The organism is Pseudomonas sp. R4-84 (assembly GCF_054130985.1).
The window spans coordinates 3204782-3219140 of sequence record NZ_CP096390.1; the positions used below are offsets into that span (position 1 = coordinate 3204782).

The 14359-nt window shown below is 59.9% G+C and carries 10 protein-coding genes; 2 read left to right on the forward strand and 8 right to left on the reverse strand.

Annotated features, from left to right (window positions below):
- Positions 1-1431: a quinohemoprotein amine dehydrogenase maturation protein gene (gene peaB / locus M1D68_RS14350; protein WP_457967272.1), complete on the reverse strand. Its 1431-nt coding sequence runs from the start codon at positions 1429-1431 to the stop codon at positions 1-3.
- Between the two features lie 81 nt (positions 1432-1512).
- Entirely contained in the window at positions 1513-3093 is a 1581-nt protein-coding gene (peaA, locus tag M1D68_RS14355; protein WP_457967274.1) for a quinohemoprotein amine dehydrogenase subunit alpha, read from the reverse strand.
- Between the two features lie 476 nt (positions 3094-3569).
- Here peaA and M1D68_RS14360 point away from each other — a divergent pair, with 476 nt between their 5' ends.
- Positions 3570-5060 carry an aldehyde dehydrogenase family protein gene (locus M1D68_RS14360; RefSeq protein WP_420763626.1) on the forward strand — a complete coding sequence of 497 codons (1491 nt, stop codon included), beginning with the start codon at positions 3570-3572 and terminating at the stop codon, positions 5058-5060.
- Between the two features lie 121 nt (positions 5061-5181).
- On the opposite strand, the gene qhpG is transcribed toward M1D68_RS14360, so the two are convergent.
- From qhpG to M1D68_RS14380, 4 genes are read right to left on the reverse strand one after another with little or no spacing between them, the layout of a single operon-like run.
- Entirely contained in the window at positions 5182-6477 is a 1296-nt protein-coding gene (gene qhpG, locus M1D68_RS14365) for a flavin-dependent monooxygenase QhpG (RefSeq protein WP_457967276.1), read from the reverse strand.
- A complete protein-coding gene (qhpE, locus tag M1D68_RS14370) occupies positions 6474-7151 on the reverse strand; it encodes a subtilisin-like serine protease QhpE (RefSeq protein ID WP_420763624.1) in 678 nt (225 codons plus the stop codon). Before qhpE ends, qhpG begins: the two co-directional genes overlap by 4 nt.
- Positions 7141-8859, reverse strand: a complete 1719-nt coding sequence (locus M1D68_RS14375) for an ABC transporter ATP-binding protein (protein WP_457967279.1) — start codon at positions 8857-8859, stop codon at positions 7141-7143. Before M1D68_RS14375 ends, qhpE begins: the two co-directional genes overlap by 11 nt.
- Entirely contained in the window at positions 8859-10763 is a 1905-nt protein-coding gene (locus tag M1D68_RS14380) for a sigma-54-dependent Fis family transcriptional regulator (RefSeq protein WP_457970725.1), read from the reverse strand. Before M1D68_RS14380 ends, M1D68_RS14375 begins: the two co-directional genes overlap by 1 nt.
- Positions 10764-11130: 367 nt before the next feature.
- Here M1D68_RS14380 and M1D68_RS14385 point away from each other — a divergent pair, with 367 nt between their 5' ends.
- A complete protein-coding gene (locus M1D68_RS14385; RefSeq protein WP_434647926.1) occupies positions 11131-12126 on the forward strand; it encodes a lipase family protein in 996 nt (331 codons plus the stop codon).
- Positions 12127-12270: 144 nt separating this feature from the next.
- On the opposite strand, the gene M1D68_RS14390 is transcribed toward M1D68_RS14385, so the two are convergent.
- Both M1D68_RS14390 and M1D68_RS14395 read right to left on the reverse strand, forming a co-directional pair.
- Positions 12271-13515 (reverse strand): cation:proton antiporter, encoded by a 1245-nt coding sequence (locus M1D68_RS14390; protein WP_420764026.1) that lies wholly within the window; start codon positions 13513-13515, stop codon positions 12271-12273.
- A gap of 29 nt (positions 13516-13544) precedes the next feature.
- Complete coding sequence (locus M1D68_RS14395) at positions 13545-14357, reverse strand: DUF1206 domain-containing protein (protein ID WP_457967281.1); 813 nt, start codon at positions 14355-14357, stop codon at positions 13545-13547.
- Positions 14358-14359: the final 2 nt, after the last annotated feature.

Sequence of the window (14359 nt, forward strand, 5' to 3'; positions counted from 1 at the left end):
TCAGTGAGCCTTGCGCGGAGTGATGTAACTGCTGATGAACGCAGGGTTGTGAGCCATGATCCGGGTGTAGACCTCGATGCCGAAGTCGACCCAGTCACGCATCAGTTCGCAGTAGTGGTAGGTCGGATGAGTCGGGTCGCCGTATCGGGCGTAGCTCTCGTGGTAGCAGCCGCCGGAGCAGAGATTGCGGATCTGGCAGTCTTCACAGCCAGTATTGGTACGGTCGAGCCGCTGGGACAGGAAGTCATTCAACTCGACCTGTTTCACCCCGCTGTGAACGTTGCCGAACGTCGGCAGGCTCGAACCGGTAAAGCGGTGGCACAGGTTCAATTCGCCCTTGTGATCCACCGCCAGCATCTTCAGGCCCGCGCCGCACGGCAGGGCTTTCTTGTGGCCTTCATGGATGTCGGTGATCAACTGGTGCAGGTTGGAGAACCCGATGTTGCGGTGCACCAGTGCCGCTTCCAGGTAACGACGACCGAGCTTTTTCATGTTGGCGAAGACCTCGATCAGTTCGTCGCTGGACAGGTTGAAGCTGCTGATATCACCGGACGTCACCGGAGCAAAACCGACCTCGGCAAATCCCAGTTCGTTGAACAGGTGATCCCAGATGGTCTCTACATCGGTAACGCCAGTGGTCAGGGTCACCCGCGCCCCCACTGGACGGCTGCTGTAACGCGACAACAGCATCTCGGCCTTGCGCCGCACCACGTCATACGTGCCCTGCCCACCCACCGTGATGCGATTGCGATCATGCACGGTCTTCGGCCCGTCGATACTCACCGAGAGCCCGAAGCGGTGGGCGTTGAGATAATCCACGGTGTCTTCGGTGAGCAGCGTGGCGTTGGTGGTCATGACGAACTCGACGAACTTGCCCGCCTCGGCAAACCGCTTTTCACAGTAGTCGACCATATACTCGATCAGCTTGCGGTTGCTCAGCGGCTCTCCCCCGAAGAACACCACAGTGAAACGCTCTTCATCGGGGGATTCGCGCAGCAGCATTTCTACCGAAGCGACCGCCGTTTCGACGTCCATCTTCTTGCCCGCAGAGGGCTTGTCGAGGTCTTCTTTGTAGCAGTAGGTACAGCTCAGATTGCAGCCCGTGTTGACGTTGAGCACCACGGTATTGATTGCGGTGCGCTCCACCCGTTTGGTACCGATGTCCGGCGACAGCGGTGAGCCGTCGCTGACCAGTTCCAGGGAAATCAGCTCACGCAGGGTTTCGGTGATTTCTTCGCCGTTGAAGCGTGCGGCCAAGCGCTGGATCAGGTCGTCCGATGAGCAGCCGGGGCCGCGCAAGGTATCGATGATGGTGCCCGTCAGCTCATCGCTGGCGAACAGCGAGCTGCTGGGAATGTGGAACAGCATGCGGTCGGCGTCGACATGCACTTCGTGCAGATTGCGTTCGACCAGATTCAAAATAGCGCCCATTGCAAACCTCCTGTGCAAGCCCCGATTCACGAGGCCTGCGGTCATTCCGAAAAGTGTCTGGAACCGCTACAAACAGCCAACTTATGGAATGGGTGGATTGTTCCAGCGTTGCACGGTGACGATCATGTGGCCTTCGCCGGTCAGGGATTTCCCTGCGTCGTCGACGGCGGCGATCACCTTGAGATTGCCGGCATTGTTGGTGGACATCTTGCGCTGCGGGTTCGGCCCGGCATCGCCTGGGGTGAACACACCGGTATCGGCCTGCATGGTGCCGGCAAACTTGACGTCTTCATCCTCTTTGGCACGGTCATCGAAAGCCTCGACCTTCCATTGCGCAGGGAATACGCCGATGCGATAGGGCTTGCCGTCAGCGCCCTTGCCCCAGGCTTCGGCATCGAAACGGCCCTGGACTTTTGGCGTCGAACCACCGCCCTCGCCGATCCGCGCCACTGAGAATTCGGGCACGACTTTGACTTCAGCGATCTTGCTATAGACCGACAGTGTCGGGCCTTTCAGCGTGCCGAGCGTGACGTTGCGCAGGCCCGGTTGCGCATTGGCAGCGGCCTTGATCTTGACTCGCAGGCGCTCCGGACTTTGCTCAAGCACCTGAACCACTTCCACGCCTTTGCCAAAATCCGGTTTGCCGGTCAGGCCGCTGCCGATCAGGGTAACTTCGGTTTCGCTGCCCGCCTTCAGATACCCCGGCTGCACGGCCAGCAAATGGTTGGAGCCCTGTTTGGCGGCGACAAAGTCCAGGCCCCGCTCGTCGTGCTCGGCCTCGAACATCCGACCCTGCATGGCGTTGCCCTGGGCGGCGAACACCTGACGCATGACTACGCCATCGATGGTCACGTTGCCGCGCCATTCGTAACCGGTATAGAGAATCGCACTGCCATTGCCGTTGAACGGGCTGCCGTCGGCATACTGACCTTTGACGTTGACCTTGAACGTGTCGCTGCCACCGGCAGTCACGCTCATGACGCCAGCCAGTTCGCCTTTACCCGGCAGGTGCCCGCTGAAGCTCCAGTCGCCGACCAGCGCCTCGGCTTTCGGCGCGCTTTCCACCCATTTCTTCCAGGCCGGGTTGTCCAGCGAATAACGCTTGGCCAGCAGCGGCACCATCTCTTTGCGGGCCAGATCGAACCAATCGCGGTCGCGGGACAGGGCCTGGTATTCGAGGGACGGCCATTGGCCGAGGTGGAAGTTCACCAGGCGCTCCCATTCCTGGGCAGGTCGACGCTGCAGGGCAACCCGCGCACCGGAGTGACAGCGGCCACACATCTGGCTGGTCTGGTCGTCGAACTTCTCGACGGTATTGAGCCGTCGCTCCAAGGCATAACGCACACCATCGGTCTCACTGGGCGCCAGGCCTTGGGTGTCAGCCAGGTATTTGACGAGGGTCCGGCGATCGTCATCGCTGATCTGCACACCATGCATGACCTGCATCCGGGCAATACTCATCAGCCAGCCTTCCGGCGTTTTGCGCTGGTGGCTGATACGGCTCAGGGCGTTATCGGCTTCGGGGATGTGACAGCCCTGACAGGTTTCCCTGAGGATGGTCTGGGCGTCGCGAGCTGCCAGGCTGTAAGGCGAATGCAGCGCTACACAGGCCGCCACGGTCAACAGACTGGCGCTCAGGCCTGATCGGAGTTTTCTCTTCATCAACGTCGAACCTCCCACGGTGCTTTCTTATTTTTGTGGCTTATCGTTTTTATGGTTTCTGCCGTCGGCGACAAGCCGCTGACGGAGGCAAGAGAAACGTCTGCGATGAGCAATACACGGAGCGTGCCAGCTTGACGAACGGCATCTAAATCAATGAGTTATAGGAGTATCTTGGCTTTTCTACGCATCAGAACGAGATGACCTGCGTCTTATATCGCGACAGCCGTTGCAGTCTGAGACAAGCATAGGTGCCCCCGGCTGGAATACTTCATGGCCAGCGGCAATGTTCAAGTACAAACGCAATGGCTCGCCGTCTCACCGATGTCGCGATTTGCGACAAAACCACTGGGTGCCGTTTTCTCCTTTTATCGCTCAACCCCCGCCAACAAAGGGCCTTGGCCCGTTCCCGGTACTTGGCACAGCCATTGCCAACCTTGGAGAGATCCACGTTCTCACGCACAACAAGAGGTCTCATCATGCCCCTGCCTAATCTGCTTCCCGCCACCTCGGCCTTCGTCCAACGCGCCCCACGCATGCTCATCGGCGGCGACTGGGTCGAGGCCGCGGACGGCCAGACCATGCCCCTGCACAACCCGGCCACGGGCGAAGTGTTATGCGTGGTGCCACGGGCCACGCCCGAGGATGTCGACCGTGCAGTGCTCGCCGCCCGTCAGGCGTTCGACGATTCGGCCTGGACCCGCACCCGCCCTCGGGAACGGCAGAACCTGCTGTGGAAACTCGCCGACCTGATGCAGCGCGACGCCGAACTGCTGGCGCAACTCGAATGCCTGAACAACGGTAAGAGCGCGGCGGTGGCGCAAGTGATGGACGTGCAGCTGTCTATCGATTTCCTGCGCTACATGGCCGGTTGGGCCACCAAGATCGAAGGTTCCAGCGTTGACGTGTCGCTGCCGCTGATGCCCAACGATCAATTTCACAGTTTCATTCGTCGCGAAGCGGTGGGCGTGGTCGGGGCCATCGTCGCCTGGAATTTCCCGCTGCTGCTGGCTTGCTGGAAACTCGGTCCGGCCCTGGCCACCGGTTGCACCGTCGTGCTCAAACCTGCCGACGAAACACCGTTGACCGCGCTGAAGCTCGCCGAACTGGTGCTGGAAGCCGGTTACCCCGAAGGCGTGTTCAATGTGGTCACCGGCACCGGTGTCACGGCGGGCTCCGCCCTGACTCATAACCCGTTGGTGGACAAGCTGACGTTCACCGGCTCCACCGCCGTGGGCAAGCAGATCGGCAAGATCGCCATGGAATCCATGACCCGGGTCACCTTGGAGCTGGGCGGCAAATCCCCAACCATTGTGATGGCCGACGCCGACTTGAAGACCGCCGCAGCGGGCGCCGCCAGCGCGATCTTCTTCAACCAGGGCCAGGTCTGCTGCGCCGGGTCCCGGCTGTATGTGCAACGCAAGCATTTCGACAATGTGGTGGCGGACATCGCCGACATCGCCAATGCGATGAAACTGGGCAACGGCCTGGACCCCAGTGTCGCAATGGGCCCGCTCATTTCCGCGCGTCAACAGGAGCGGGTTTATGGTTACATCGAAAAAGGTCGGGAAAGCGGCGCGACCATCGCTTGCGGCGGTGAGCAATTCGGCCCAGGCTTCTTCGTCAAGCCCACGGTGATTGTGGATGTCGATCAGCGGCATTCATTGGTACAAGAGGAAATCTTCGGCCCGGTGCTGGTGGCGATTCCGTTCGATGACGAAGCCGATGCGCTGCGCCTGGCCAATGACAGCCCTTATGGCCTTGGGGCGAGTATCTGGTCGAATGACTTGGCCGCGGTGCACCGGATGATTCCGCGGATCAAGTCGGGCTCGGTGTGGGTCAACTGCCACAGCGCCCTGGACCCGGCATTGCCGTTTGGCGGCTACAAGATGTCGGGGGTCGGGCGTGAAATGGGGTATGCGGCGATCGAGCATTACACCGAGTTGAAGTCGGTGTTGATCAAGTTGTGATTGGCGGCGTTCTTTAAACCGCTATCGCGAGCAGGCTCGCTCCCACAGTGGATATTCGGTCGACGCAAAACCATTGTGGGAGCGAGCTTGCTCGCGATAGGCCAGCCCAGGCAGCCCAATGTCAGGGCTTGAACCCCTGCCCCGACAACCAGCTCCGAACCATCCTCCCCTGCTCCACCGTCAACCCCTCCAACACGCGCTCGGCTGGCTCGCTGCGCAACCGTCGCACCAAGGGTGCCAACTCCACGCCTTGCAGATGCCAGATACCGAGCGGCTGATCCGCCGTGATCACCACCTCGGCCTCCTCCACGAAGCCATCGCGCAATACCGGTGCCCGCTCAACCCTCAACGTGGCGTAATCCACCTCGGCGTGGGCGACTTCAGCATCCGGCCACTGACGCCGCGCCAGCCAGAACGGCTGGTCCGGCCAACGCTGCTCATCGGCATAAAAATCCCGCCCGATGCGCGCGAAACGCAAAAACAGCTGCTCGACCCGCCGCTGATGAAAACGCTGCGCCAGCAACGCCCGCTCAGGTTTGCGCAACAGCGTGTTGACCACCGCAGGCGCCTGCAACGCCGAAGACAACGACTGAAAAATGCCATTACCCGACAGTGGATCGACCGCCATGGCCGCGTCCCCTACCCGAATCCAGTTATCGCCACAGACGTGGGGACACAAAATCGCCGTGCTGCTGCGGGCATGCAAATGCAGTCCGGTTTCCGGTTCACTCCCGAAAAACTCCCGGGCCAATGGCGAATCCTGGCGGCGCTGACGGCAGTGATCGAGCAGCAGCGCCTTACCCGGCAACCCGGCACTGGCCACGTCCACCGTCCATTGCCAGTAACACTGGCCGTCAGCCCGACGCGCCATCCAGGCCCAGCCGTCCCCAAGGCTTTCCACGGCACTGCCGGTGATACCCGACGCGCCTCGCCAGCGATTGAGCAAACTGACGGTCTCCGGCCCCCGCAGGCCTTTGCCAAGGGCCGGTGCCTGACGTCCGCGAGCGTCCACCAGAAAATCCGCGAGCAGCGCTTCGCGCCCTTGCAGTTCGATTCGATGCCCCGAAGCGTGCGACTGCACCGTCAGCACTCGGCCGTCGATCAACTCGACGCCGGCCAGCCGCAAATCCTCGCGCAAGCCTCGATCGAAGCTCGGACGGTCCAGCAAAAACTCAATGTTCTGCGCATGCCGCTGACCGTTCCAGGACACCTGCCGTTGGGAAGGCTGCGCCGCGTCCGTCAACGCCTGATGCAGCCCCGCGCCCCGCAACGCATCCAGCACCCGTGCCGAAACCCCTTCCAGCGCCGCGAAGCGCCGCCACTCGCTGACCAGCGTTACAGGGTAGCCGAGCCGCCGCAGCCCCAGGGCCACCGCAGCCCCCGCAGGCCCCGCGCCGAGAATCACAATCGGCTTCATGGGCCGACGCGCCGTTCAGGGCCGTGATAACAGGCGTTTCTTTGCAGCCATTCGACAATTTGCGCGTTGCTCGCCTCGGGATTTTCAACGAGAAAACTCGCAATGTGTCCGCTCAATGCCGCACAGCCCAGGCTTGCACCCGACTGCCCCGGGTGGGTGCCGTGAACACACGCGGCGAAATCTGCCTGGGCGCTGTCGAGCCACGACCATTGCTGTTCGGTACAACGCGCATCGCCAGTCACCCGTAGCACTTGCGGATAATTCGCTGGGAACACCCCTTCGCCTTGGGCCGGGCTGGACGCACACAGCAAAACACCCCGCGCCACCGCCGCGGCACAGGCCTCACGCAACAGGCTGCGATCCTGCCGAAGACCGAGGCTCAGGTTGATCACCCGCACGTCCTGCGCCACCAGCCAATCGATAGCGGCAGCGATCTGCAAGGCGCTGGTGATGCCTCGCTGGTCGAACACCTGGGCGATGCAAAAAACCGCCGCCGGCGCTCGTCGGCCGATGGCCTCGATTACCGCGCTGCCATGACCCAGCGGATCGTCGCGTAAATCGCTTTCGGCCAGTCCATCCTCCAGCAGCGAGAACCGTCGACCGGCAATCACCCGCACTCGTTGCGCGGCTGAATGACCGCTGTCCACCACCCCAATCCGCAGCTCAGGTTTCATGCTGCACCGATTTTGACGTGAGCACGCCGTCCAGCAGTTCAAAGCGCAGATCGGCATCGGCCAGGGTCGACGGACGATGGCTGATCAGAATCCGCGTGCGCCCGGCGAACAGCCGATCGATGGCCTCGATCACTTCGCGCTCGGTGGCTTCGTCGACCGCCGACGTCGCTTCGTCCAGCACCAGGATCAACGGATCCTGCAACAGCGCCCTGGCGATGGCGATGCGCTGTTTCTGTCCGCCGGACAACTGTTGGCCACGCTCGCTCAAAGGGCTGTCGAGACCTTCGGGCAGTGACTCGATGAGGCTATCGAGCTGAGCCAGTCGCGCCACTTCGGCGATGGCCTGGCGGCTGGCGTCCGGGACGGCATAGGCCAGGTTGTCCGCAAGGCTGCCGCGAAACAGCACGATGTCCTGACTGACCACGGCAATGCGCCGACGCAGCTGGAACAGGTCCAGTTCCCGCAGATCGACCTCCCCCAGCAAAACCCGGCCGGATTGCGGATCATGGTGCCGTTGCAGCAGATCGATCAGGGTTGATTTACCGACACCGGAGCCGCCGCTCAAGGCGACTTTCAAACCGTAGGGAATTTGCGCTTCAACGCCACGCAGGGTCGTCGCGCGACCGGGATGGCTGAAGTGCACGTTGTCGAAACGCAAATCGCCAGAAACCGGCATCGGTTTGGGTGTAACCGGAGTGAGGACGGTTGGCTCTTCACCGCGCAGTTCCATGACCCGCCCAAGGCTCACGGTCATCCGCTGAACCGCGACATAGAGCCCGAGCAGGCTCTGGACCGGGCCCACCGCCATTCCAAGATAGGTCGAAAAGGCGATCAGCGCGCCCAACTGCCAAGTCCCTTGCACCACCCAGTAACCGCCAATCAAAAATACACAGGCCCGCGACAACGACGTCAGGGTGCCGGGCACCGCCTGTGTGAAGAACTCAGTCACTTGCAAGCGCAAGAGCTGGCTCATGTACCCCTGGCCCAACGTTTCCAGGCGCCGTGCTTCGCGCCGTTGCTGGCCGGCGGACTGGATGAATTTCATCACCGGCAAGGTCTCGACCATGAATGAGGACATGTCCGCCGAACACTCGCGCAACTGCCGGACATCGCGCTCGACCTTACGGCGCATCCAGCGTAGCCAGAGCACGTCGATCGGAATCAGTACCAGGGCCAGCAACGAGAGTTTCCACGACAAGGTCACCAGCATCGCCACGGCGACCACCAGACCGATCACGCTCGACACCGCGGAGAACAGCGAGTCCACGGCGAAACGCTGGATCTCCGCGACATCACCATCGAGGCGCGACATCAGATCGCCGATTCGCCGCTGGCCGTAGAAACCCGGCGAGAGCGTCTGCAAATGCCGATAAAGGTCATCGCGCAGGGCAAACAGAATCCGTCCGGACAATCGCGTGTGCAGATATCGATTCACGCCCGACAGTGCCGTGCCCAGCAACCCGGCGGCCATCATCAACCCGGCGATCAGCACCAGCATCGTAAAGTTGCGCGCCAACAGACCATCGTCGATCAGCAGCTTGGTCAGCCAAGGTTGCACCAATACCAACGCCGAGGCGCAGGCCGACAGCCCGAGCAGCCCGGCAATCGCCAGCCGGTGCGGACGCACGAAGCCGTAGAGCCAGCGCAACGCCGCTTGCTGGGCCGCAGGGTTCTGGCTGTCGATCAGCCGAACGATCAAACGCAGCATCACGAGCGCAGCTGTTTAAGCTTGCGATACAGGGTCGCGCGGCTGATGCCCAGGGCTTCGGCGGCGGCCGGGACATTACCTTGGTGCGTGTCCAGGGACTGACGAATCAATTCCAGTTCATGCTCTCGAATACTGCCACTTGGAGGGCGCTCGCCGGCGGTGAGCTCATCGAGCGTGCTGTCGGGCAAATGGTCGAGGGTTAACACAGTCTCCCCCGGTTCACGCATGGCCAGCGCGGTGCGCAGGACCATTTCCAGCTGGCGGATGTTGCCCGGCCAGTGATAGCCGCCGAGCAACCGGTTCAAATCGTCATGCAGGACTACCGTCGGCGCATCGAGCTTGGCCAGCAAACGGTCGACCAGGCCAGTGAAGTCGTCGCGCTCGCGCAGGGCCGGGAGCATCACGCTGATGCCGTTGATTCGGTAGAACAGATCCTCGCGAAAGTGTTTGTCTTCCACCAGACGCTTGAGGTCGCGATGCGTGGCGCAGATCAGCGCGATGTCGATGTCTTGCTCTTCGCCAGCGCCCAGCGGCGCGACTTTGCGGTCTTGCAATACCCTGAGTAAACGGGCCTGCAAGGCCAGCGGCATGTCGCCGATTTCATCCAGAAACAACGTGCCGCCATGGGCCTGCTGCAGGCGCCCGACCATGCCGCCCCGGCGCGACCCGGTAAAGGCACCCTCGCGATAGCCAAACAGCTCCGACTCGATCAGGCCTTCAGGGATTGCCGCGCAGTTCACCGCCACGAAAGGTTTGTCGCAGCGCGCTCCAGCCATATGCAGCGCTCGGGCGATGACTTCCTTACCGGTGCCCGTTTCACCCTGCAGCAACACCGGTAATTCATTGGCCAGACCCTGACGAGCCATGCGCAGCGCCCGGGCATAACGGGTGTTGTTGCCGGCCAGGGATTCTAGATCGGGTTGTGGTTTAGCGCTTTTAGCTGGGGTGCGCGATACCGTGCTGACGTTGATCGAGCGCTGCGGTGCGCGCAGGGCTTTGTAGAAAAATTCACCCTTGGCGGTTTGCAGGCTGCCGACGCCGCCCTGATGCAGACGCGATAACAGCTGCAGGCCATCGACACCCAGGAAATCTTCACAGCGCCGCCCCACGAGCGCCGAACGATCGGCGTGAAGCAACTGACACGCCTGGGCGCTGACCGCGAGAATCTGCCCCCCGAGACTCACCGCGAGCAAGCCCTGCCAAGGGGATTCGAGGTACTGCCGACGGCTGTGGAAGGCGAGAACGATCTGGTCCGGGTAACAGGCATTGAACACGCGACTTTCGATCTGGCTGACGGCCATGGTCAGCAACGCGGTGCTGTCGTGAACACGGCCGAGCGGGCCTTCGCGGGTCAGGTCAAGGACGCCGAGGATGTCGCCCTGCGGGCAATGGATAGGCACCGAGGTGCAGGAAAAATCAGTCAGACGGTCAAGGTAATGTTCGCCGCAATCGATCATCGTCGGTCGGGCTTCCACCAGTGCGGTACCCAGGGCGTTGGTGCCGCGCACCGCTTCGCTCCAGCAAGCCCCCAGCGTGATGTCTTGCAGGCCACTGCCTTTGAAACGGTCGGCGTGCCCTTCGGCTGCAAGGATGGTGGCGTCGGAATTGGCGAGGATGATGAGCCCTTCCTTGCCCTGGCGTTCGGCCAGATAATCGATGGCCGGCATCGCCGCATCGATCAACAAGCGATTGCTCTGCAGCAGCACATCAAGGCTGGCGTTCGACTCCAACGCCAGTTCTTGCTTGGCATTGAAATGCACGCCATGGCTGAGGCTGCGCCGCCACGACGCATCGATTTCCGCACGCAATACGCCATCGGGGACGGTGCCTTCGAGGTGCAGCTTTTCCCGGGCCAGCCGTGCTTCGCGATGAAGTTTGGGATGAGTTGTTTTTATCAGCATCAGCAAGCGCTCCGGATCGGTCCGCCCTGCGCCCTTCTGAGTTCAGCGCTTTGTTGCCATCTTTACGTTAACGTCAGGGCATTGGCAAGTGCCTTACGGCGTTTGTGCTTGATCCGAGGCGGGGTGCTCGCTTCTCGGTCGCTCCTCCTCGCATTGAATACGCAGGGCACTGGTTCGGTGATATCAAGACCAGCTGCACCTCATCCTCGGTTCCGGATTTGCGGATCAAGGACCGTTCGAACTGCTAAGGCTGCGCATTAAGTTGTCGCTTCCAAAACTGCGACTACACTCGGTCTTGCTGGCCAAGAAGGATCGACGGCAGCGTGAGTTTTCGTTGGTCCCGTTGAATTATCTGAGACAAGGAGCAGTCATGACTTCGCTAGACTCAATTGAGCAAAGACAAATCAATCTTACCCACGCGTACGTGGTGAACAATGCGGCGTTGGCTTCGCCGGATTGGCAAAACATGAAGAAGCCTTCGCCGACCCAGGTCAAAGACAACATTCTTACGCGCCTTAACGGCTCCAAGTTTGGCGGCGGCTATGACGTAGCCTGGGGACCCGCCCTGGTCCCGGATGGCGAGCATGTGGCCCACATCACGGTGGTGTTGGTCGGCGGGCAGGACAAAAACGACATTGTGGTGGTGACGAGTGGAACCCTCGCCGATTCGGTCAAGGATCAGATAGATGATCTTGATATTTCTTCAATGGTGCCGCTGCAGAGCCTCATCAAGAACTGCCCGGTGCCGGCACACCTGGCGCAGGGAACTGCGGAAGGTGTAAAGGCGATATTGGGTCAGGAATCGACAATCGGTTTCCAGGGCACACTTTGCGATTTTCTGGCGGAACAGCGCAGTGGGGCAACGATCCGGTTGGTCGGGCATAGCCTCGGCGGTGCCTTGATGTCGGTTCTTGCGCTTTATTTGAAAGATAAATTCTCGAACTTTAATTTCCGTTGCGAAACAATTGCTGCACCAACGGCCGGCGACGGTGTTTTTGCAAGCTATTTCAATAAGCAAATGGCCGGCAATGCGCTACGCATCTACAACACGCTGGATGTCGTTCCGATGGCCTGGTGCGCAACCTCTCTCGACTTCTCCTTGACGCTTTATGAGCCGACCAATGTCATCGATGAAAAAATGAAGGGACTGGTTTGCTCCAATATCGATACCGTCACCCGTAATAACTCCAACTACACGCAATGGGGCATGGGCGGCGCAAACATGGAGCTGCGGCTCTGTGGAGAACTTCAATCCCCGTGCCCTAGCTATGAAGCGCAATCGGGCTACCAGCACATCTACGAATACATGACGCTGCTGGGGCTGCAGCTGGGTGATATCCCGATGCCGGCGCCGTCTGGCAGCTAGCGCGCAGCCTCGTCGACCAGGTGTTCGACCTGCAATTGTCGGCACCTGTTCGGCAATTCACAGAATTGCAATTCGCCTTTTTGTCGCCCGCTTTTTTTCAACCCGCAAGCACTCTCGAACCTACGCGGACGGCACCCACTAACGTTACTTGGTGTCCGCGCATGGGATGACTCGTTTAACCACGCTTGCGATAGACATGCCTTGGATCAAAATTGAAAATATCACCACCATGTAGGTGAGTGAAACGACAATATCCCGCGCGCCTCCGGCTGGCAGTGACAGCGCCAAGGCTACCGATATGCCCCCTCGCAAACCTCCCCAGGTCAAAACACGCCATGAACCGCTGGGTAAACGAAAGCGTCTTCCAAGCGCAGCAATAGGAACGCCTACCGTAAGCAATCGAGACAGCAAGGTAAGTGCTATTACCGCCAGCCCGGTGACGATCAAGGAGTTCGAGAACTGGATGAGAACCACCTCCAGGCCGATCAGTACGAACAAAACGGCGTTCAAGATCTCGTCTATCAACTCCCAGAACATGTCCACATGTTTTTCAGTCTGCTCGGACATTGCGTAGGATCGTCCCTGGTTTCCGACGATAAGCCCGATGACTACCATCGCCAGGGGGCCGGACACATGAAGATGGTTCGCCAGCGCGTACCCACCTAGCACCGCAGCCAATGTGATCAAGATTTCTTCCTGGTAGCTGTCGATGCTTTTCAGCATCAAATAGGCTAGATATCCAATGGCTGCGCCTAGAAGCACGCCGCCACCGGCCTCTGTCAGAAGCAACTTCGATGCGCCCAACGCCGACGGTGCTTCGCCACTGGCTATCATCGCCACAATGAGTGAAAACAGCACAACACTGACTCCGTCGTTGAACAGTGATTCGCCCGCTATCACCAGTTCGACGCTTTTGGGAGCCCCGGCGGACTTCAGGATACCCATGACCGCTATGGGATCCGTGGGAGAAATCAGGGCACCGAATACCAGGCAGTAGGCAAGGGGAAGTTCCAGAGACGTTAGTGACAGAAGTAGCCACAGCCCATAGCCAATCAACAATGTGGAGGCTGTTGTACCTACTAGTGCCAGAGAAGCCACCTGCCACCGGTAAGAACGCAGCTGCGAAAGATCGACGTGCAACGCTCCAGCGAACAGTAGTAAGGAAAGCATCCCCTGCATGAGCAGTTCGGAAAAATCGATGGATTCCACCAACGATTGCTCAAGCGTGTGGAGTGCATGAAAACCCATCGCATCCAACGCCATATTCAGCACAGAGAGGCCCAGCGCAATGCCCATGACACCAATCGCTGGCGGCAGCCCAACATAACGGCGATTGAGGAAGGCAAGAACCGCCGTGATACTCACAAAGACAGCAACGATATCCAGCATTCGATAATGGCCCTGGTTGATACGGTGCACTACGCTTTCGACAATCCGGGTACTTTCATATTTATCTTGCGCCAGAAGGCTTCAGAGAAGCTGTATGCCGAGAAAGCAATCAATCCGAAGGCCATCACCATCAAAACCAACCATCCAGTGGGCAAACCCTGAAGTGCGTCGAGGGCTTCCTTCATACCGGGGGGATCCATGGCTTGATAGGCCGAGCCGCTAAAGGCCAACAGCAATGCAATCTCTATAAAGACGACGCCACGTGCGATCAGGCCAAACCGAGACACCGGGCGGACGTACCGCATGACGTCTTCGTCAGCCTCGAAATACTTTTCAAACGATGCCTTCCAGCCCTTGTAAATGTGAGCAATTCCAACGCCAAGCGGAATGAGAGCAAGCAGATACACCAATAGGTTGGAATGCTTCCAGGACAATAGATGCGCCAGCCAATCTGTGTTCTGTTCTCCTGAGTTGCCAGAGCTACCCACTCCGCTTACAAGTAGGCCTAACGCAAAAAATGCCAGAGCACCATTGACCACCCCCCCCGCAAAAAGACCGGTGCGAATTATCAGTCCCTTGAGATTTTTGCCGTGGTGGTCGACATCACGGGTAGCTTGCAGAACACGCCAAGCCGAAAATGCGAGCAAACCCGCCACGACGATTCCCACTAAAAAATAGCCAAACGGCTGGCCCAATAAGGCTTCCAGGCTTTTCTGGCTATCTTTCGGCTTTGTCGAATCTTGTGCCGCAAGCAATGCGAAGATACCGATGATGAGGTAAATCACACCTCGCGCGGCGTACCCTCCGCGTGCTAGGACAATAAGGCTTTGGTGCGCTGACATTG